The organism is Acinetobacter sp. (assembly GCF_041919735.1).
GTDB lineage: Bacteria > Pseudomonadota > Gammaproteobacteria > Pseudomonadales > Moraxellaceae > Acinetobacter.
The window spans coordinates 1-20,160 of the sequence record NZ_JAYRTF010000022.1; the positions used below are offsets into that span (position 1 = coordinate 1).

Sequence of the window (20,160 nt, forward strand, 5' to 3'; positions counted from 1 at the left end):
AGAAAGTAACTTAGACCAGTGTTGATCATTCAGCATTGTACGAGGCATAGCGAGAAGTAAATTTGGTTTGGCGATTAAATTTTACTTTCTCGCTATTTTTTTGAACAGAAAATGTCAACAGGCCCTAATTATTAATATTTACTGATAAAAAAATATAGAATTAAAATTAGTCAAAATCACTATTTTTAATTCTTAAAATTAAATGAAAAATAAAGCTTAACTTTTTTATAATTTTTTTTTTGATATAAGTAACCAGTCTAAATAATCACCGCTTTAATTTAGGGGAATTTAATGCTTTTTAATAAGTCCATAAAATACACATTGCTAACAACATCCATCATTACCTTGTTAAGTGCTTGCGGCGGCGGAGGCGGCAGTGATAATAGCCCTTCAACGCCGTTTACCCCTAAAGATGTGAGTGGAACTGCTGTCGATTTTTACTTAGCGGATGCCACCGTGCAATTTGATGACTGTAAAGATTCAGCAGGCGCGCCTATTTTTGTTAAGACAAATGCTGCTGGCGAATTTAAATTTACAACCACTGCCAACTGTCAAAATTCAGCTATTACAGTTACTGGCGGTACTGATATTGCAACAGGCTTAACCTTTACTGGGACACTAAAGCTGAAAAAGACCAACTTGCAAGCCATTAATAATACTGCGGTAATCAGTCCGCTCACAACGATCCAATCTTATCTAAACTCAAGCAATAATGCTGATATCAAGCCTATTTTAGAAAAATTAGGGCTTAGTGCTGATACTATTGCAAAACTTCAAACAGCAGATTTTGATTTATCTAAATTTGATCCAGCAAAAGAAGCAAGCGCGCAAGATATGGCCATTATTTTTGCGGTACAGCAGCTGGCTAATCAAATTGAAGACAATTTGCAAGCTGTAAGCAAAGGAGATGGAACTAATCCGCTTAATCAAGCTCAGGCAGCAAACATAGCATTCAGTTCAATCATTGATCAGCTTAAAACTGATCAACTATTTACTGCCGGCAGCCTTTCCATTAATTCTGCAACTCTTGATGCAATTCTAGCCCAAGCAGTTTCGAAAGCAGATACCGCCATTAATGACAGTACAGTTGAAATTGATCCAACGGTCATCACGCAAATCAACGAAAATATCACTGCTATTGCAGATACTCTAGATACTATTGCAAGCAGTGGGTTAACTGCTGCTGAACTGCAGAATGCTATCACCAGCGATCCGAGCATCAAGGACAGTATTACAGATAATCTCAAAACCCCAGTTTACTCAGGTTTTAGCCTTGCAAACTACTCGATAAGCGAATTGAAAGGCTCTAGCAGCGCATTACCGCTAAATATAGATTTAGGTGCGCTCAACACCACACTCAGTATAGATTTTAAACTAGACAATACCAGCACCGAGCTAAGTGATACCGTTAAAGTAGCGTTTAAACTCACAGGTCAAAGCGGTGTTCAGCAGGAAACACTGAATGTAAGCATCAGCAATATCAGCTTAGCCTTTAATGCAGACGGCTCTGTCAAACAAGCAACTATTCCAAGCGGTACAACAGTGAGTATTAATACAACCCTGAAAGGCGTAACACAGTCTTCATTTACCTTAAATTCGCCTGTCAATATCCTTTCATCAAATGGCTCAATTTCATTGCAAAACTTAATTGATAGCAATGCAAAACTCAAAGAATACTACACACAATATGCAACAAAACTGAAAGTAAACGATACCGTACAAGTATCCGCTTATGTTTTGCCAATTACCTATGTCATTGATGCTAGTTTAGGCCTTCAAACCGGCTCTGTGGACTTTGGCGGAGATAACTATTTAGCCAATACACTGACTGCCTATTTCAAACTGAATTAATTGCTTCACCCTTAAGCCAGTTTCCGAACTGGCTTTTTTTATTTTCAAGTTCAATTTTTAGTGATATCCAATATGCACAATAAATTTGCATTATTTTGCGGCTTCGCGCTAGTTTCGCACCAATGCCTGGCGGCACCTAATGATTTATTCCTACAGGCGAAAGACTTAAACAGCACTTCAAATACAGCGCTAAAGGTGACCATTTCAGCTGATGCTGTCAATGATACCCTAGACGTTTTTGACATCCGCAAAAGCGAAGGTGTAACAGATCAATCTGCAGGCGATTATCAAGGATTCAATATCGCAGCGCTTTACCGATTTACGCCCAATTGGGCTGTGGAAGCTTCATTTTGGCAGCGTGAAATTGAATACACTCAAGATACCAATAAGTTACAAAGTGCATTGCTCGGTGTACGCTTTACTCCGCAATTAAGCTTGCAACCTTCAAGCGGCTTAACCTTCCGCGGAAGCATCTGGGCAAACCGTGCAGATGCACTAAGTAAAACCAGTCCGACTCGCGTCAATCAGCATACGTTTAATCAAGTTAATGTTGAGAATCCTGAAGATCTGCAAATCCAACTGGATGCAATATTTTCAAAAAAACTGGATCATATGAACCAGCTCAATGCTTTCGCCAGCGCAGGCTACAGTAAAGTAAAAGTCAATGCTGTGAATATTCAAGCCAAACAGCAAGGCTGTTTAATGAATATTGCCATCGACAGCAGCAATCAATATTTTGGAAATTTAGCGCAGCCCTGTCTGAGCGGCAACATCACACTGACCGATCTTTATGTTCAGGGCAATGCCAATGAATATGGACTGGATATCCAGCAAGACCTGAATTACGACAGCTATTTTGCCAGTCTAGGCGGATCTTGGAACTGGCGTTATGCCAAATTTGAAAGCCAGCTGGCTTATCAATATCAATACTTATGGCGGGATGCCATTGATGACCGCGTCAAAAATTTTGGCAATCAATCCATCAGGGATAATCATAGTTTAGGCTTAAAGCTCAGCTACGATATATACCCCAAAATCACAGGTTTTTTAAAAGGGGAAATGTATCAGCATAACTTTGTTGGGCAAATTCCTTTTTTATATAATGGCATCACTGCATCCCGCCTAGATAAACGCTATGGAATCGCATCGATCGGCCTAAATTTTCACGGTTTCTAAAGTTCAATGACTCCAGAGTCATTGTTGGGCAGTTCCCGCCATTGGGTCGATGATTCATTCCACTACAATAAATGCACATATGTATTTTTCAGGCAATGTCATGACCCAAATTCTGCAGAAGCGGCCTCCTGCCCTGACCATCCGTGCAGGCGCCGCAGCGCGCCAGCTGATTGAACAGGAAGGCTTGCAAGCTGGCCAAGTCGATATTATTCCAGGCGCAGCAGGCGGCCCGAAAGGCATCGGCATACAGGGGCTGGATCAAGCGGTCTTTGGTGATTTTCTGCTGCGCGCGCCGCGGCAGCGGACAGTGATTGGCTCATCCATTGGCGCATGGCGCTTTGCCAGCATTGTCGCCTGGGGCGCAAAAGCAGGAACTGAACGGCTTGCTGAGCTGTATACCCAGCTTAGCTTCCATAAAAAAATGACCCGCGAAGACGTCGCGGCTGTATGCAAAGGCATGCTGACGGACTTGGTCGGCAGCCAGCAGGAGCAATTAATCAATCACCCTGAACTGCATTTAACTGTGCTCTCGGTCAAAGCGCGCCATCTGTTTCAAAGTGATAAAGCCCTGCCCTTGCTGACTTCAGTTGCAGGGATTGTCAGCAGCAATGCTGTTGCCCGCAGGCATAGCCGCTATTTTATGGAACGGGTCATCAGCCAGCCAGCTTCCGGCCAGCAGTTTCAGGTGCAGGATGACTTCACCACACATTATCAGACCTTGAACACAGGCAATGCGCTGGATTGGCTCATGGCTTCCGCTTCCATTCCCGGCGTCATGTCTGCAGTGCGCGGCATTCAGGATGCACCGCAAGGCAGCTACCGTGACGGCGGCTTGATTGACTATCATCTGGACTTGCCTTTTAACAGCCAAGGCATCGTGCTGTACCCGCATTTTACCGACACCATTACCCCCGGCTGGTTTGACAAAATGTTTAAAAACCGCAAAGCCAATCCGGAAAATCAGACGCGTACGCTTTTGCTGTCGCCTTCGGCAGAATATCTGCAAAGCCTGCCTTTGGGCCGGCTGCCGGACCGTAAAGACTTTACCTTAAAAGGCTTAGACCAGCAGCAGCGGATTCAAATGTGGAACCAATGCACTGCAGAAAGCCAGCGCATGGGGGACGAATTTTTAGAGATGGTGGAGAAGCAGAACTTCCTGCAATTTATGCAGCCTTTGTAAGGATTAATGCAGCCGTCGCAATTGGCTTGTATAATTGAACCACTTTTAAATTTTTAAGATGTTTATGCGGATTTTTCTTCTTATTTTGCAGTTTGCCTGCATCGCTTTTGCCCTGTTTCTTTGCTATCAGATGGGCGTAGCGCTAAGTACGCCGCATTATGATTTAATGGAAGTTGTTGCGGATGCCGGCACCATTTTAATCTGTATCGATTTAGCGGTTTTCCTGTTCAGCAGCAAAAAGCAGCAAGGCATGAGCTTGGAAGATTATGCCAAGCAGCTGGAGCAGCCGCCCAATAAGCTGGTCTATGTCACCCGTAAATTGGGCCATTTGGGCATTATGCTGATTTTAGTCAGCTGGATCGTACCGATGATTCACGCATAAATTTGCGCAATAAAAAACCTCCCAATTGGGAGGTTTTTTTAGAGCTTAAAGATTACTTCGAACCTTTAATCCCTGCTTGCAATAACAAGGCACCCAAACCGCCGATTTTATTTTCCTGCGGTTTAGCCGCCTGCGGCTTCTTATGGTGATTCTGCGCACGATCGCCTTGAGGACGCGCATTTTGCGGACGCTTGCCTTGAGGCTTGCGTTCACCGCGTTGCTCATTGCTATGCTCACGGCGCGGCTGACGCTGCGCTTTAGCTGGCGCTGCTGAGCCTTCAGGACGCATCGACAAATTCACGCGGTTGCGTTCAGCATCCACAGTCAGTACACGCACTTGCACGATTTGACCCGGTTTCACCACTTTATGCGGATCAGACACGAATTCATTGGCCAATTCAGAAATATGCACTAAGCCATCCTGATGCACGCCGACATCCACAAATGCGCCGAAGTTGGTCACATTGGTGATCACGCCCTCCAGCTGCATGCCTTCGGTGAGCTGTGATACTTCAGTGATGTCTTCACGGAACTTCGCTGTGCGGAATTCTGGACGCGGGTCACGGCCCGGTTTTTCCAGCTCAGACAGTACGTCCTGAATAGTTGGCAAACCGAATTTTTCATCTGCAAAAGCAGATGCATCCACTTGGCGAATAATTTCGCTGTTGCCGATAATGTCTTTGACTGTCGTTGCTTTCGCTTCAACAATTTTATTCACCAAACCATATGATTCAGGGTGAACAGCAGACGCATCCAGCGGCTCAGAACCTTCTTGAATGCGCAGGAAGCCTGCAGCCTGTTCAAACGTACGTTCGCCTAAACGCGGTACGTTTTTCAAGGCTTGGCGGTTGTCAAAACGGCCGTTTTCTTTACGGAAATCGACAATCTGCTGCGCGATGGATTTATTCAATCCCGCAATGTAGCCCAAAATCGCCGCAGAGGCCGTGTTGACATCAACGCCTACAGCGTTCACACAGTCTTCAACCACGGCATCCAGCGTATTGGCTAAACCAGTTTGATTCACATCATGCTGATACTGGCCCACACCAATCGATTTTGGATCAATTTTCACCAATTCTGCCAAAGGATCTTGCAGACGGCGCGCAATCGAGACTGCACCGCGGATTGATACATCCAAATCCGGCAATTCGTTCGACGCCAATTCTGACGCTGAGTAAACCGATGCGCCTGCTTCAGACACTGAAACGCGGGTCAGCGGCAAATCACTGTTGGCAGCCATCATTTCAGCCACTACAGCTTCCGTTTCACGGCTGGCTGTACCATTGCCAATCGCAATCAGGTCAACATTGAATTCACGGCATAAGCGCGCAAGCTCAGCAATTGAACCTTCTTTATCATCTTTCGGTGCAAATGGGTAAATTGTGCTGTGAGCAACCACATCACCTGATTGGTTTACCACTGCCAATTTCACGCCGGTACGGATGCCCGGGTCAACACCCAGCGTGCAGCGCGCGCCTGCAGGTGCAGACAGCAATAAATGACGCAGATTTTCTGCAAAAACGTTCATCGCTTCAGCTTCTGCAGCCAAACGTTTTTCAGTCAGCAAGGAATGCTCAATGGCAGGACGGACTTTGCCAAGCCAGAACAATTTTGCGGTTTGCTTTAAGTAATCTTGACGGCTTTGCGGCTGAACCGTTTCCAAATCGTATTCCGTTTCAATGCGGGCCAATGGCGCAGTGTCTTCACCATCCACTTTTAAGCCCAAGACATTTTCCTGACGGCCGCGCAGCATCGCCAGCAAACGGTGTGATGGCACTTTGTTTAGATTTTCTGAAAAATCAAAGTAATCACGGAATTTCTTGCCGACTTCTTTTTTCTCATCCGACGCAACCAGGCTTTTCAGCACCGCAGTTTTAGCAAACGTCGATTTCAATTCTGCCGTCAGCGCAATATTTTGCGCCCAGTCATCAATTATGATGTGCTGAATGGCATCCAGCTGGCTTTCTGCATCTGGGTAATCTTCGTGGCTAAAGCCCGCTAAAGCGTCTGCTGGATCAACGGCTTCTGCCAGGATTTTTTCCGCAATCGGGCCAAGGCCGGCTTCTTTGGCTTTAAATGATTTGCTGGTGCGTTTCGGGCGGTAAGGCGCGTAGATTTCTTCTAATGCATTTTTTGTTTCTGCACCGTTCACGCGCGCCAATAAATCGTCAGATAATTTATCTTGTTCTTTCAGCGATTCAATGACTTTTTCACGGCGCTCATATAAATCACGTAAGTATGACAAGCGCGTGTCAAGCTGGCGCAACTGCGTATCGTCTAAGCCTTGAGTTACCTCTTTACGGTAACGCGCAATAAATGGAACGCTGGCACCTTCATCAATTAATTTAATGGCAGCTTCAACTTGATTTGGACGTACGGCAATTTCTTTTGCCAACTGCTGAACTAAGTCAGTCATCGTATGTGATCCCACAAGGATAAGTTCTAAAAGCCATGATTATAAAGACCAAGACTATAAAATCCACAATTGTTTTTATAAATTTGCATGCGGTTTTTATTGCCAATTCACTGCAATTTCATATTTTCGCCTTAAAGTTTTACTGAAACATGAATTTAGCCTCAAAAATGCAAGCAAATTATCCGCCAAACCATGTATACATTTGGTATCTATGTCTTGATTTTATCTGCAATATTTGTTGCTTTAGAGCATAGTCAACCGATACAAATGAATCGTATACTCAAGTGCATTACTTTTGTTACGAAGACAATAAAGAATAAGGAGCACATCATGAGTTTAGTGGTACCTGCTGAAAAGACTGATGCCGTACAAGCCGAAACTGACCGTGTAGAACGCATTCTGGTGGTGGACGATGATGTGCGTCTGCGCACGCTGCTGCAGCGTTTTTTGGAAGATAAAGGTTTTGTGGTGAAGACCGCGCATGATGCGACTCAAATGGACCGCCTATTGCAGCGCGAACTGTTCTCTTTAATCGTGCTGGATTTTATGCTGCCGGTCGAAGACGGCTTAAGCATTTGCCGCCGTTTGCGCCAGTCCAACATTGATACGCCGATCATCATGCTGACTGCACGCGGCAGCGACTCTGACCGGATTGCAGGCCTCGAAGCCGGCGCAGATGACTATCTGCCAAAACCTTTCAACCCGAATGAGCTGCTGGCGCGTATCCGCGCGGTGCTGCGCCGTCAAGTGCGTGAAGTGCCGGGCGCGCCGAGCCAGCAGATGGAAGTGGTATCGTTTGGCCCTTGGTCACTGGATTTATCAACACGCACCCTAACGCGTGAAGGCCAAGTGGTGACCTTGACCACCGGTGAATTTGCCGTATTGAAAGCATTGGTGCAGCATCCGCGTGAACCTTTGACCCGCGACAAGCTGATGAATTTGGCCCGCGGCCGTGAATGGGGCGCAATGGAGCGTTCGATTGATGTTCAAGTCTCTCGCCTGCGCCGCTTAGTCGAAGAAAACCCTGCCCGCGCGCGCTACATCCAAACTGTTTGGGGTGTAGGCTATGTCTTTGTTCCAGATGGCGCTGAGTAATTTTTTAAGTAATTGATGAACTCATTGTTCTGAATTACGTGACAGCTCATTCGCAACTGTTCGAGACAGGAGGCATACGATAAATTTGGTTTCTGCGATAAATAGATTTTATTGCTGTAAGAGAACGAGTTTTGCGAATGAAATGGTTTTGCCTACTTTTGCCGAAACAAAAGTAGGTCGAACCGAAGGTTATTCCATCACATCAAGTCAAATGGCAAGACGCCGCCGTGCTGTGCAATGGCATCTAAAAAATAAAAGCATAAAATAATGATGCATCAATTCAGGATTAATTCGTGAAACTTGAACCCATCGACCCGCAAGAATTTACCGACTACGCGGCCTATCAAGAAAAACACCGCACCCCCTGGGAACGCTTCCTCGACAAAATCAAGCCGCGCTCCGCCGCCATGCGCACTACGGTGCTGGTGCTGTTCATTGTCTTTTTCAGCCTGTTCATGTCGCTGTGGTTCTTTTGGCGCACGCTGTATTTGCCTGAAATTCAGCAGCATTCAAAATACTTGGCGGTAGAGCTGGAGATGATCAACAATCCAGACCTGCGGATTTTTCATAACAATGCCGAAGTCGATGTTGACGACTGGATGAAAAACCGCGTCGGCATTGAATACATCACCGATCCCAAGGAATTTCCGAAGGTCAAAGACAAGGTGATTGCCGAGTTCTTTACCAATCAAATTGAAAAAAAACTGGCTAAAGAAATGCGCATTGAAAATGCCACGGTGTATTTCCAATTCAAGCCCGACCCGCGCATCTGGATTCAAACCCCGGAAATGAATGGCAATTGGGTGCGTGAACCGCTTAAAACCTATGCCAACTACAGCCCTGAACTGATTCTGGGCTGGCTGCTGGGCATTCCATTGATTGCTGCGGTGATTATCTTAACGCTGGTGCGCCAGCTGAACCGCCCGCTGGCGCGCCTGCAGCATGCCGCCAACAGCTACAGCAAAACCGGCACTGCGCCCTATTTGGAAACCAATCACGGCCCGCAGGAAATCCGCGAGGTCAATCAGGCCTTTAACCACATGATCTACACGCTGGATCAAACGGAACGCGACCGGCGCATCATGCTGGCCGGCATTTCACATGACTTGCGCACGCCGCTGACCCGGATCCGCCTCAGTGCAGAAATGATGCCAGATGATGATTTCCTCAAAGAAGGCCTGATTTACGACGTTGAAGACATGGATGCCATCCTGAATCAATTCATTTCTTATATGCGCGACGGTTCGGATGAAGAGCCGCAGGATACTGATATCAATATGCTGCTGCAGGAATTGGTGATTCAGTTCAAACCGCTGGATATCCGATTCGAAGCGCAGGAGCTGCCGATCATTCAAGCGCGCAGCCTGTCCTTAAAGCGCCTGATCGGCAATCTCATCAACAACTCCAAACGCTATGGCGCAGAGCCGATAGAGCTTTCCGCCCATGTGGAAGAAGAACAGCTGATGATCAGCGTGGCAGATCATGGCGAAGGCATTCCGGATGATCAGATAGCCGACCTGATGCAGCCCTTTGTACGCGGCAATGATGCCCGCACAGTGCAAGGCAGCGGCTTAGGCTTAGCCATTGTCAAACGCATTGTGGATATTCATGAAGGTCATCTTTTGATCCATAACCGGCCGCAAGGCGGATTGGAAGCCATCATTTCACTGCCGCTGAAAAAACCCGAAGATGATGAAGTTTTAACCAATAGCCCATTGGAAAAAATTAAGCAAACTTTCAGTGAACGCTTCTAGCAAGCGTTCAAATATTGAACAAACAGTTTTGTTCAATCGTTAATCACCATTAGTTTTTGTTTTTTAAAACAATATCTTAAAATCCATAAAAAAATCTTATACCCGCATTTTTTCAAAAAATTAGACCTTAGCCTAACAGGTATGCAAAATAGCTTTTTTGATCGGTACAATCCGTATCAGTTTTGAGATTTCCCAGAGAGTAAAACATGTCTTTAGATCGCATTCGTTTAGCATCACTTCACGATAAAGTTATCAGCGCTGAACAAGCTGCTGCATTTATCAAAGATGGCATGACGGTAGGTATGAGCGGATTCACACGCGCAGGTGAAGCGAAAGCTGTTCCTCTTGCATTGGTGAAACAAGCAAAAGAAAACCCATTGAAAATCACCTTGATCACGGGTGCATCTTTAGGCAACGATCTTGATAAGCAATTAACAGAAGCTGGCGTGCTTGCCCGCCGTTTGCCGTTCCAAGTGGACAACACTTTACGTAAAGCCATCAACAAAGGCGAAGTGATGTTCATCGATCAGCACTTGTCTGAAACTGTTGAACAAATGCGCAACCTGCAATTGAAAAAACCGGACGTTGCAGTAATTGAAGCGGTTGCGATTACAGAAGACGGCGGCATCATTCCAACAACTTCTGTCGGCAACTCTGCAAGCTTTGCTATTTTTGCCAAAGAAGTGATTGTAGAAATCAACACCAACTTAAGCCCTGCTTTTGAAGGCCTGCACGACATCTACATCCCGTCTTACCGCCCGACCCGCCAACCGATTCCATTGACTCAAGTCGATGAGCGCATCGGTACGCAAGCGATCAATATCGATCCGTCTAAAATTGTCGGCATTGTATTCAACAACGAATTCCACGACTCTCCATCAACTGTGACTTTACCGGATGATGAGACTCAAGGCATTGCCAATCACCTGATCGCTTTCTTTGAAAAAGAAGTGGCGGAAGGCCGCCTGCCGAAAGACCTCGGCCCGCTGCAAGCAGGTATCGGTTCAATCGCAAACGCTGTATTGACTGGCTTGAAAGAATCAAACTTCGAAGATCTTGTCATGTACTCAGAAGTGCTTCAAGACTGTACTTTCGAATTGATCGATGCCGGCAAAATGAAATTCGCTTCAGGCTCTTCAATTACGCTTTCAGCGAAATACGGCGAAAAAGTATTCAACAACATTGAACAGTACAAAGACAAACTGGTTCTTCGTCCGCAAGAAATTTCGAACCACCCTGAATTGGTCCGCCGCTTAGGCATCATCGGCATCAACACTGCGCTTGAGTTCGATATTTACGGCAACGTAAACTCAACTCACGTATGCGGTACAAAAATGATGAACGGCATCGGCGGTTCAGGCGACTTCGCACGTAATGCGCATCTTGCAATCTTCGTGACTAAATCAATTGCGAAAGGCGGCGACATTTCTTCTGTTGTTCCATTTGCATCGCATATTGACCACGCAGAGCATGACGTAGACATTCTGGTCACAGAACAAGGCTTGGCTGACCTTCGCGGTTTAGCGCCGCGTGAACGCGCTCGCGCAGTCATCGACAACTGTGCTCACCCAATGTACCGTGACGCATTGAACGATTACTTTGAGCGTGCATGCGAAAAAGGCGGTCAAACTCCGCACCTTCTTCGTGAAGCATTGTCTTGGCACGTGAACTTTGAAGAAACTGGCCACATGTTAGCTGAAGAAAAAAAAGCTAAATCTGCTTAATGATCAGCAATAAAAAACGCCCTTCGGGGCGTTTTTTATTGCCTGCATCTTCGGCTTTGCCTTCACGAATGCTGTTTTAATGTTTGGAATCATTCAGGCCGCCTTTCACATTGGTTTTGAACCTGTGATGCGGCCCTTTTTGGTTTTTTCCATGTAAATGCGCTTTAAATTAAACAAATTGCCCCCACCATCTTTTTAGATAATCAATAGAGAAAAAATATGCGTGTAGATGTATGGTCTGATGTTGTTTGCCCATTTTGCTATATCGGCAAAAAACGTCTTGAATCTGCAGCTGAAGAAGCTGGCGTTGAACTTGAAGTGCACTGGCACAGTTTCCAGCTCGACCCAGAAGCGCCTGTACGCCAAGAGATTTCAAACTCTGAACGCCTGGCGCAGAAATATGGCCGCACCTTGGCTGAAGTGGAAGACATGCAGCGCAATATTGCCGAAATGGCAAAATCAGAAGGTATCGAGTTTAATTGGGAAAATGCGAACTCCGGCAATACCTTTAATGCCCACCGCCTGATTCATTTAGCGCAGAGCAAAGGCTTAGGCTCAGAAGCAGAAGAAGCGCTGTTCTACAGCTACATGACGCAAGGCTTGCCGATCGGCGAACGTGAAACCTTGGAAGACGTGGCTTCACGCATTGGACTCAACCCTGTAGAAGTCGATGACCTGCTGGATTCAGATGAATATGCAGATTTTGTTAAATTTGATCAGGACATTGCCCGTGATCAGCTAAAAGTCACCGGCGTCCCATTTTTTGTCTTTGATCAGCGCATTGCTCTCGCTGGCGCGCAGCCGAAAGAAGTCTTCCTGCAAGTGCTGGACAAAGCGCAAGAAGCGCCGGCAGCACAGCCAGCGCCAAACTGTTCTGATGATTCATGTGAAACGCCTGAAAAATAAATCTCAGCAGCCTCCATCTCCTGCAAAAAATCCCCGCTTTGTGCGGGGATTTTTTTATAGGCAATGCATGGAGGAACCCAAACGGATATTAAACAGAATGGCAGGGCTCAGCAGCCATTGCCGCACCTCCTGATCAGATGCAAGAGCCATCAGCCCAATATGCATTAGACTGCTCACAGCAAAACTTAAAACAAAAAATAGTTAAGTTATGCTTAATATTCAGCTTACAAATTGCTGCTCCTTTTTACATGCCGAAAACAGCGGCTGGATCTAAAAACCGATACGCTCGAAGTTGGTTTCCATCAGCTTTCGAGGACAGCATGACCACAGATCTTCAATCTCCAGCTTTAGACGGTGATGCGCTGCAAGATGCATCCGCCTCCAATACCACGGTATCCAAAAAATCATCCCGATTTTCACCTACAGTCAAAGGCCTGTTAATTGGCGCCGCTGCAGGCAGCGTATTGCCTGTGTTCGGCACATTCAGCGGCGCGCTGATTGGCGGAATTGCCGGTAAAATTTATCAAAAAAGATGCGCTAAAAACGCATAAATACAGGCTATTGCACACATCCTAAGTGGTCAGGCCGCAGGCTGGCCGCTTAGAACAATTACTCTAAATTATTGTTTTACCATAATAAAAATTATCTATTTTATCTTTTATTGCCGAATTGATCATTTTCTATTAAATGCATTTTGCTATCATTTTACATGAACTTTAAAGCATTAAATGCCTCTCCCACCCAGCACTGCTGGGCTGTCATTTGAAAGGAAATAATCATGAATGCACTTAAATCTGCAATTGCTGTGGCTGCTTTTGCCATGTCTGCAACTGTTTCTGCTCAAATTGTTTATATACCTGATTTTCCGGTTAAAAAAGCTGCGCCTGCCCAAACAGCAAATGCATCCGCTCAAGCGCCTGCTTCTGAAGCAGCTGCGCAAGATCAAGCAAAAGCGGAAAAAGCGGCTTAATTCGACAGCCTGTCCGCCAGATAAAAAGCAGGCCTGAAAACAGCAGGCCTGCTTTTTTCATCTTGATTTATTAACTGAACTTAATACCTATACTCGATTCATGTGCTCAACTGCGCTGAATCGGCATTTACCTTTAAATTTAAATCCAGCTATGCCGGCATTCAAAACATCCAGCAAAAGCTGAAACAGCAGCATTAATTTTCACCAAAACTCACCCTTTTTGGTCATTTCCGTAAACTATTCGTCAAAACATGACCTTTTTTTTCATGCATTTTTTTTCAGAACCCCTATAATCAATTCAACATAACTTTTTTCATCAAATACATAGGTCTTCCTATGCAAAATTTTCAGGCACTGATACAAGGGAAAATTTCTCCGCAAGCCATCGATCTTGATGAATTAATTGAAATGGCCAAAAAATACCAACAGCCGAATTCTGCAGAATATAAATTAATTGAATTGGCGGCCAATCTTGTGTTGGCGGCATATTTAGACAAAGCTCAAAAAGTTCTTTAGGGGAAACGATTAAGATGAATGCGTTAGAAAAAGCGCTTCTGATTAAAGAATTGCATCTATTGACCGCGGCCTTAGAACATCAGGCGCTGTCTTTTTATGAAATCGCCAAAACAAAAAAACGCATCAAAGAGATCTTTGCATTATGCGATGAACCTATTTTTCAAAAGCAGCTCCTGTCTTATAAAGCGCTGACAGAGCCTCAAAGCGCAGCTTATGCATTTGCAGCCGGCACGCCTTTTGCGCAAAGCTTCCGCGGCTATTTCAATGATGACCATGCACTTGAAAAACAGCTGTATTTAAAGCCTGAATCCGGCTGGGGCTTTATGCATCAGCCGCCTAATCACTGGCAAATCTGGCTCATTCCAGCACCGCAGCGCACTGCGCTGATCAGCGATTGGGGCAATTTTGAAGACAATTACGCATGGATGCTTGCAATGCAAAAGCAATATCATTGCTTAAGCACCGATGCTGAACTGGATATGCAAGCCCTGCAGGCCGAAGAACAACCTGCATGCGCGCAGCCTGAACACATGGAAGCAGGCCCTACGCCTCATCCAGACAGCCAATTAACTGAACCCTCAGAGCCTCCTGCGCCGCAAACCCAGCCTTCCCTTGTAGAAGTTTCTGCAGGCCAGGACGTGCTGCTGGAAACCAGCTCTGAGCATAAGGAGGAGCTGCCTGAACGCCGCATAGCCGATCCCGCTGCAGCAAGCGTTCAGCCGGCTCCGCCCGATGCCGAAGCGCCAGAAGCCGTATTGCCCCCTGAAGCGCCTAAGCCGCAGTCCATCCTCTTTCATCAGATGCAGGGCCAATTGCATGCCCTGACTGAGTCAGCAGACCATCCGCTTTACCGTGTGGTTCTACCTCCTGATGCAAAAACCTTGAATCAAAGCGATATTGCGCTGCATGCAGAACATATCGAAACCTGGCAAACGCAGCCGGTCTATATTGCAGAGCAAATCAATGCGCAGGGACAATTCATCCAGCATTTCATCCTGCTGGGCGCGGCTGATCCCGCACAAGCCACTGAACTCTGCCAGTTGTTTGTACAGCTGCATGCACGCCAGCTGGCATCGGTATATGCAATCAGCCTGCATGCTCTAGAGGCTCAGGACCAGACTGCGGATGCACTGTTTAAATGCTGCTATGAACTGGCGAAACCCGTTTGGCAGCAGGAACATTATCAGCGCTTCATTCCTGCGCAAGCGATCCATACGCAAAAATTCATTCAATTTGATGAGCAGGAAGCTGATTTCAGCACGCCGATTTTGCTGCTGGAAGAACGGCAAAAGGTCCGCATCATTCATGGTGAAAAGCGGCTGGCGCTGGCTGATGCAGAACAGGCTTATCCATATTTAATCCTGCACCGCAGGCATGGGCTGAATTGGCAAATGATTCAAGCTGCCATTTCCACCCTGCCAAAACCGGTCAATGTTTTAGAGCTTTACAACGCGATCCAGAATCCGCTTTCCGACACACCGGAAGCAAACTAGCGAAATGGTATTATTATTGCAGCATACGATTGCTTTTTTGCGGCAGATGAACCAAAACTAAGCTTAAATCAAAGATATAAAAGAGCTTAGAATATGATAATAAATAATATCTGTTTTGCTAAAAGTTTTTTGATTTCTGCTGCTCTGGGGATGATCTGCAACGCTGCAGTTGCCGATGAACTTCTAATTTATCCAACCTACTCCAACGCCTATATATTAAGCAATCAAGCGGCAGAGACGGACAAAGAAGATTCTGAACAAGGGCTGCTGTTTTTAATTCCGCGCATGATTGATGCCGTGCCCACCTTTTTGCCCGAACAGTCCGATACCAGCAGCGTTCCCTCGACAGCTGAAACCGAAGAGAGCACCTGGACAGACCGGCAGCAGAAAGGCATCCGCAATTGGGCTGACCGCACGGCCAATAAAATTGACAATTGGTTTGGCGACCCAGACCCTAAGCATCCGGCATCCGCTACCCTGCGGATCCTCGTGGACAGCAGCTGGAATAAGCATGATGGCTATGAAATCAAACCGCGTATTCGCGGCAAAATCAAATTGCCGACACTGGAACGCAAAGTCAGTTTAGTCTTCGGTGATGACTCTCTGGACAATGAGTTAGCCAATAACAATGCGATTACCAACGAAAACATGCCAAGCTCGGCAGATAAAAATTTTGACAAAGAGCGTGTGCGCGAAGACAACAGCTCCTTGGCCCTGCGCTGGTCCAATTTTTCCAAACGCTTGCCTTTCGAAACAGATTTTGATCTGGGCGTCCGTTCCGGAGATGATATCTATGTCCGCATGAAAGCAAAAAAAGATTGGGAACTGGACAATGATTTTAAATTTCATGCAGAACAGATCTACCGCTACGGCATCGACAGCGAAAATTATTTGCGGACCAACTTAGAGCTGGCGCAGCACAGTCCCAATAAAGCCCTCCTGTCCGACCAATTGAACCTGACCTATGCTGATGCTCAGGACGATGACCTGACTTGGGATAATTTCATCTTCCGCCAGCACCGTTTTTTCCATGAACATACCTTCAGCTATGGCGTTTACAGCGGCGGATTTTTAAACAATAAAGATCTGCGCTTAAACAGCTGGGGGCCCTATGTTTCATGGCGCCAGCCATTTTTAAGAGAATGGTTCTATATCCAAGGCGACTTAAACTATTTGAATGATCACCGCGCTGACCGCAGCCATTTCATTGGCGCACTTGTGCGTTTGGAAGCCCTCTTCTAAGCTGGCGGTACGCTAAAGCATAAAAGCAAAAAATAAAAAGCCTCCCGAAGGAGGCTTTTTATTTATGAAATTGCTGGATTATTTCAGCAGCAGGCTGTTGATCCGCTTGAGGTAAGCGGCAGGATCGTCCGGCAATCCGCCTTCCGCAATCAGCGCCTGATCAAAAATCACATTCGCCAAATCATCAAACTGATCGGTTCCGTCCAGTTTTTTCACCAAAGGATGCTCTGGATTGATTTCCAGAATCGGCTTGCTTTCCGGCACAGGCTGGCCCGCCTGCTTCAGCATGCGGATCAGCTGCGGCGACAGTTCACCATCGCCCGTTACTAAACATGCAGGCGAATCCACCAAGCGGGTGGTCACGCGCACTTCTTTGGTTTTGTCTTTCAATGCGCCTGACAATTTATCAACCACAGGCTTGAACTGTTCTGCAGCGGCCTCCAGCGCTTTCTTCTCTTCGGCATCCTGCAAATCACCCAAGTCGACTGCGCCCTTGGCTACGTTCTGCATTGGCAAGCCATCAAATTCATTGACGAATTCCATGGCCCATTCGTCTACACGCTCAGACATCAATAGCACTTCAATGCCTTTTTTCTTGAACAACTCCAGCTGCGGAGAGTTTTTAGCCGCCGCCAGGCTGTCTGCAGTGACATAGTAAATCGCTTTTTGGCCATCCTTCATGCGCGCTTTATAATCCGCCAAAGACGTAGCCACCTCATCATTCACAGAGCTGGCAAAACGCAGCAATTTCAGGATGCGTTCGCGGTTGCCCAAGTCTTCACCCAAACCTTCCTTCAGCACTGAGCCGAATTCGGCATAGAAGGTTTTGAATTTTTCCTGATCCTGCGCATCTTCAGATTTGGCCAAACCATCCAGCAAGTTCAGCACACGGCGCGCATTGCCCTCACGAATGGTTTTAACATCACGGCTTTCCTGCAATAGCTCACGGCTGACATTCAGCGGCAAATCGGCGCTGTCCACCACCCCTTGCACAAAGCGCAGATAATTGGGAATCAGATTATCCGCATCATCCATAATGAAAACGCGCTTCACATACAGTTTGATGCCCGCTTTGGCTTCACGGGTGAAAATATTGCCCGGCGCTTTGCTTGGAATGTACAGCAGCTGGGTATATTCGGTGCTGCCTTCAACGCGGTTATGCGCCCACGCCAAAGGCGCTTCAAAATCATGGGTCGAATTTTTATAAAATTCGATGTACTGTTCATCCGTTACATCATTTTTATTGCGGGTCCATAAAGCGCTGGCCGTGTTAATCGCTTCCCATTCATCGGTTTTTACGTATTGGCCGGGTTTCGCCTCTTCACCCTCAGCCGCTTCTTCCTGCTGCCAAATCTCTTTTTGCATTTCGATAGGCAGGCTGATGTGATCAGAATATTTATTGACGATCTGCTTAACTTTATACGATTCTAAATAATCCAGCGCATCATCACGCAAGTGCAGGATAATATCTGTTCCGCGTGAAGCTTTATGAATCTGCTCCACTTCAAAATCACCGGTACCGCCGCTCACCCAGCGCACGCCTTCAGCCGCATCTAAGCCGGCACGGCGCGATTCCACCGTAATTTTATCCGCAACAATAAAACCTGAGTAAAAGCCGACGCCAAACTGGCCGATCAGCTGCGCATCGGACTTCTGATCTCCAGTCAGTTTCGACATAAAATCTTTGGTGCCTGATTTGGCAATCGTGCCTAAATGATCAATAGCCTCCTGCTCGCTCAGACCGATGCCGTTGTCTGAAATGGTCAGCGTTTTTTGATCTTTATCGAAAAGAATGCGGACATGCAGCTCGGGGTCATTTTCATAATAGTCAGCATGATTGATGCCTTCAAAGCGCAATTTATCGCAGGCATCCGATGCATTGGAAATCAATTCACGCAGAAAAATTTCAGGATTGGAATATAGGGAATGCGTTACCAAATGCAGCAGCTGCGCCACTTCAGCCTGAAAGCTGTGTTTTTTTGCGTTTTGTTCGCTCATCAGTTGCTCCTCACATATGAACAGTCTTTTATTCGCTGCTATATGAATGGAGCGCCTTACGCAATTTTCAATCCCATCTGCATGAAAAATTAAAGATTAAAACGGCCCCTGCTGATAAACCCGTTCCATATAGGTATCCAGCTTCTGCTGGCGCATTTTATAAACATCCGTTAAACAGCTGCTGTTGTCCCGGCACTGATCACGCAGCTGCAGCCATTTCACTTGCTGGTCCTGAATTGCGCCGCGGGTTCCCATAGGCACCAGCCGTTTAATAATCATATAGGTCGTTGCCATTTTGACATCTGCATCATTCAATGCCCGGTGATTACAAACCGCATGTTCGGTCAGCGTCTTTGCCTTATGGCAATCAAAACTGGCCGCACTGGCGCTATAGCTTGCGCAGCTCAGCAGCGTCAAAACTAAAAATTGCTGAATGTTCATCATTCCATCCATACCTTTGAATATGCTTTTAAAATTATTTCTGCAAATGACCTTTTTTTACAATACGGTTAAATACCCGCAGACTCAAGCGCGGGCATTTTGCTATTCGTTATCATTTTGTGCCCGCCATAAAAAAACCCCATCCAAGGATAGGGTTCAAGCGCCGATTTTATTTTTTTATTATTAGAATTTGTAGCTATAGCCAATTGTGTAAACAATTGGATCGATATCTAAATCAAATTTAGTAATACGGTTGCCTGCTGAATCCTTGATATCTACTTCTGGGCTGATTTGAGCATAGCGCACATCTGCGAACACGCCCCAGTTTTTCGCATCAGCAGGCTGGTAATTAAAGCCCACTTGACCGGCAAAGCCATAATCTTCTTTGACATTCACGCTGCTTCCCGCTAAGTCACCAGAAGCGTCTTCATCCCAAGGAATAAATACTGTAGCGCCAACGCCGATATATGGGGTAAAGCCAGTATTATTTTTGAAATTATATTTCGCTGTGATTGTTGGCGGCAAATGCTTAAGTTTCACACCAGCGTTCACACCGCCAGTCACATTAACATCATGGCTGATTGGCGCAGCAAGCAATAATTCGGTCGAAATGTTGTCATTAAAAAAGTATTCAACAGAAGGGGTAAATGCCAGTTCATTATCCGCTTCGACTTTTGCTGCACCATCTAAAATGCTTGAAGATTCAGTTGGCGCAACTGCAGAACCGCCAAGTTTCACCTGCCATTGACCCGCCATAGCCGAAGCGGAAAAACCCAATAGTGAAATAAGAGCAACTTGTTTTAACATTTTTAAAACCCTTTGGAAGAATAATAACACTAAATTTCAAACATTAATTAATGATAAACAATCATATTACAAATGCGCAATAGCTATTAATTATTTAAATTTTTATTTATTTTTAAACTATTGAATATATTAATAATTTATTTTATTCATACCATCTTGGTTGGTTTTAATACCAACTCTATTAATCAGATTAATTATTATATACCAAG

General features: G+C 45.8%; 17 protein-coding genes. 13 read left to right on the forward strand and 4 right to left on the reverse strand.

Going from position 1 to position 20,160, the window contains the following annotated elements; translation table 11 throughout:
- The first annotated feature begins 291 nt into the window (after positions 1-291).
- From ACE3T3_RS12475 to ACE3T3_RS12490, 4 genes are all read left to right on the forward strand, one after another.
- Positions 292-1,851 carry a hypothetical protein gene (locus tag ACE3T3_RS12475; RefSeq protein WP_374667406.1) on the forward strand — a complete coding sequence of 520 codons (1,560 nt, stop codon included), beginning with the start codon at positions 292-294 and terminating at the stop codon, positions 1,849-1,851.
- A gap of 195 nt (positions 1,852-2,046) precedes the next feature.
- Positions 2,047-3,027, forward strand: coding sequence for a hypothetical protein (locus ACE3T3_RS12480; RefSeq protein ID WP_374667408.1), 981 nt, complete (start codon positions 2,047-2,049; stop codon positions 3,025-3,027).
- A 100-nt stretch (positions 3,028-3,127) separates the two neighbouring features.
- Positions 3,128-4,207, forward strand: coding sequence for a patatin-like phospholipase family protein (locus tag ACE3T3_RS12485; RefSeq protein WP_374667409.1), 1,080 nt, complete (start codon positions 3,128-3,130; stop codon positions 4,205-4,207).
- 64 nt (positions 4,208-4,271) lie between these two features.
- Positions 4,272-4,589 carry a hypothetical protein gene (locus ACE3T3_RS12490; protein WP_374667410.1) on the forward strand — a complete coding sequence of 106 codons (318 nt, stop codon included), beginning with the start codon at positions 4,272-4,274 and terminating at the stop codon, positions 4,587-4,589.
- 52 nt (positions 4,590-4,641) lie between these two features.
- Here ACE3T3_RS12490 and ACE3T3_RS12495 read toward each other — a convergent pair whose 3' ends face one another.
- Entirely contained in the window at positions 4,642-7,005 is a 2,364-nt protein-coding gene (locus tag ACE3T3_RS12495; RefSeq protein WP_374667412.1) for a Tex family protein, read from the reverse strand.
- A 330-nt stretch (positions 7,006-7,335) separates the two neighbouring features.
- Between ACE3T3_RS12495 and ompR the strand changes: the two genes are divergently transcribed.
- From ompR to ACE3T3_RS12540, 9 genes are all read left to right on the forward strand, one after another.
- Entirely contained in the window at positions 7,336-8,100 is a 765-nt protein-coding gene (gene ompR / locus ACE3T3_RS12500) for a two-component system response regulator OmpR (RefSeq protein ID WP_180059384.1), read from the forward strand.
- A gap of 293 nt (positions 8,101-8,393) precedes the next feature.
- Positions 8,394-9,854, forward strand: a complete 1,461-nt coding sequence (locus ACE3T3_RS12505; RefSeq protein WP_374667416.1) for an ATP-binding protein — start codon at positions 8,394-8,396, stop codon at positions 9,852-9,854.
- A 206-nt stretch (positions 9,855-10,060) separates the two neighbouring features.
- Positions 10,061-11,578, forward strand: coding sequence for an acetyl-CoA hydrolase/transferase family protein (locus ACE3T3_RS12510; protein ID WP_374667418.1), 1,518 nt, complete (start codon positions 10,061-10,063; stop codon positions 11,576-11,578).
- A gap of 219 nt (positions 11,579-11,797) precedes the next feature.
- A complete protein-coding gene (locus ACE3T3_RS12515) occupies positions 11,798-12,484 on the forward strand; it encodes a DsbA family oxidoreductase (protein WP_374667420.1) in 687 nt (228 codons plus the stop codon).
- 320 nt (positions 12,485-12,804) lie between these two features.
- Positions 12,805-13,035, forward strand: a complete 231-nt coding sequence (locus ACE3T3_RS12520) for a DUF456 domain-containing protein (protein ID WP_374667423.1) — start codon at positions 12,805-12,807, stop codon at positions 13,033-13,035.
- A gap of 227 nt (positions 13,036-13,262) precedes the next feature.
- Entirely contained in the window at positions 13,263-13,454 is a 192-nt protein-coding gene (locus ACE3T3_RS12525) for a hypothetical protein (protein ID WP_374667425.1), read from the forward strand.
- A 336-nt stretch (positions 13,455-13,790) separates the two neighbouring features.
- On the forward strand, positions 13,791-13,970 hold the full coding sequence (locus ACE3T3_RS12530) for a hypothetical protein (protein ID WP_374667427.1): 180 nt from the start codon (positions 13,791-13,793) through the stop codon (positions 13,968-13,970).
- Positions 13,971-13,984: 14 nt separating this feature from the next.
- Positions 13,985-15,463 (forward strand): hypothetical protein, encoded by a 1,479-nt coding sequence (locus ACE3T3_RS12535; protein ID WP_374667429.1) that lies wholly within the window; start codon positions 13,985-13,987, stop codon positions 15,461-15,463.
- Between the two features lie 93 nt (positions 15,464-15,556).
- Positions 15,557-16,705 carry a hypothetical protein gene (locus ACE3T3_RS12540; protein WP_374667431.1) on the forward strand — a complete coding sequence of 383 codons (1,149 nt, stop codon included), beginning with the start codon at positions 15,557-15,559 and terminating at the stop codon, positions 16,703-16,705.
- Positions 16,706-16,783: 78 nt separating this feature from the next.
- Here ACE3T3_RS12540 and htpG read toward each other — a convergent pair whose 3' ends face one another.
- The 3 genes from htpG to ACE3T3_RS12555 all read right to left on the reverse strand — a co-directional run bounded on the left by htpG (position 16,784) and on the right by ACE3T3_RS12555 (position 19,951).
- Positions 16,784-18,703: a molecular chaperone HtpG gene (gene htpG / locus ACE3T3_RS12545; protein WP_374667433.1), complete on the reverse strand. Its 1,920-nt coding sequence runs from the start codon at positions 18,701-18,703 to the stop codon at positions 16,784-16,786.
- A 96-nt stretch (positions 18,704-18,799) separates the two neighbouring features.
- Positions 18,800-19,144 carry a lysozyme inhibitor LprI family protein gene (locus tag ACE3T3_RS12550; RefSeq protein WP_374667493.1) on the reverse strand — a complete coding sequence of 115 codons (345 nt, stop codon included), beginning with the start codon at positions 19,142-19,144 and terminating at the stop codon, positions 18,800-18,802.
- A 183-nt stretch (positions 19,145-19,327) separates the two neighbouring features.
- Positions 19,328-19,951, reverse strand: a complete 624-nt coding sequence (locus tag ACE3T3_RS12555; RefSeq protein ID WP_374667436.1) for an OmpW family protein — start codon at positions 19,949-19,951, stop codon at positions 19,328-19,330.
- Between the last annotated feature and the right edge of the window lie 209 nt (positions 19,952-20,160).

What these genes read in the sequence shown, in the direction of transcription:
- ACE3T3_RS12475 (WP_374667406.1), top strand. Translation starts at nt 292, where the DNA reads ATGCTTTTTAATAAGTCCATAAAATACACATTGCTAACAACATCCATC.
- ACE3T3_RS12485 (WP_374667409.1), top strand. Translation starts at nt 3,128, where the DNA reads ATGACCCAAATTCTGCAGAAGCGGCCTCCTGCCCTGACCATCCGTGCA.
- ACE3T3_RS12490 (WP_374667410.1), top strand. Translation starts at nt 4,272, where the DNA reads ATGCGGATTTTTCTTCTTATTTTGCAGTTTGCCTGCATCGCTTTTGCC.
- ACE3T3_RS12495 (WP_374667412.1), bottom strand. Translation starts at nt 7,005, where the DNA reads ATGACTGACTTAGTTCAGCAGTTGGCAAAAGAAATTGCCGTACGTCCA.
- ompR (WP_180059384.1), top strand. Translation starts at nt 7,336, where the DNA reads ATGAGTTTAGTGGTACCTGCTGAAAAGACTGATGCCGTACAAGCCGAA.
- ACE3T3_RS12510 (WP_374667418.1), top strand. Translation starts at nt 10,061, where the DNA reads ATGTCTTTAGATCGCATTCGTTTAGCATCACTTCACGATAAAGTTATC.
- ACE3T3_RS12515 (WP_374667420.1), top strand. Translation starts at nt 11,798, where the DNA reads ATGCGTGTAGATGTATGGTCTGATGTTGTTTGCCCATTTTGCTATATC.
- ACE3T3_RS12520 (WP_374667423.1), top strand. Translation starts at nt 12,805, where the DNA reads ATGACCACAGATCTTCAATCTCCAGCTTTAGACGGTGATGCGCTGCAA.
- ACE3T3_RS12525 (WP_374667425.1), top strand. Translation starts at nt 13,263, where the DNA reads ATGAATGCACTTAAATCTGCAATTGCTGTGGCTGCTTTTGCCATGTCT.
- ACE3T3_RS12530 (WP_374667427.1), top strand. Translation starts at nt 13,791, where the DNA reads ATGCAAAATTTTCAGGCACTGATACAAGGGAAAATTTCTCCGCAAGCC.
- ACE3T3_RS12535 (WP_374667429.1), top strand. Translation starts at nt 13,985, where the DNA reads ATGAATGCGTTAGAAAAAGCGCTTCTGATTAAAGAATTGCATCTATTG.
- ACE3T3_RS12540 (WP_374667431.1), top strand. Translation starts at nt 15,557, where the DNA reads ATGATAATAAATAATATCTGTTTTGCTAAAAGTTTTTTGATTTCTGCT.
- htpG (WP_374667433.1), bottom strand. Translation starts at nt 18,703, where the DNA reads ATGAGCGAACAAAACGCAAAAAAACACAGCTTTCAGGCTGAAGTGGCG.
- ACE3T3_RS12550 (WP_374667493.1), bottom strand. Translation starts at nt 19,144, where the DNA reads ATGAACATTCAGCAATTTTTAGTTTTGACGCTGCTGAGCTGCGCAAGC.
- ACE3T3_RS12555 (WP_374667436.1), bottom strand. Translation starts at nt 19,951, where the DNA reads ATGTTAAAACAAGTTGCTCTTATTTCACTATTGGGTTTTTCCGCTTCG.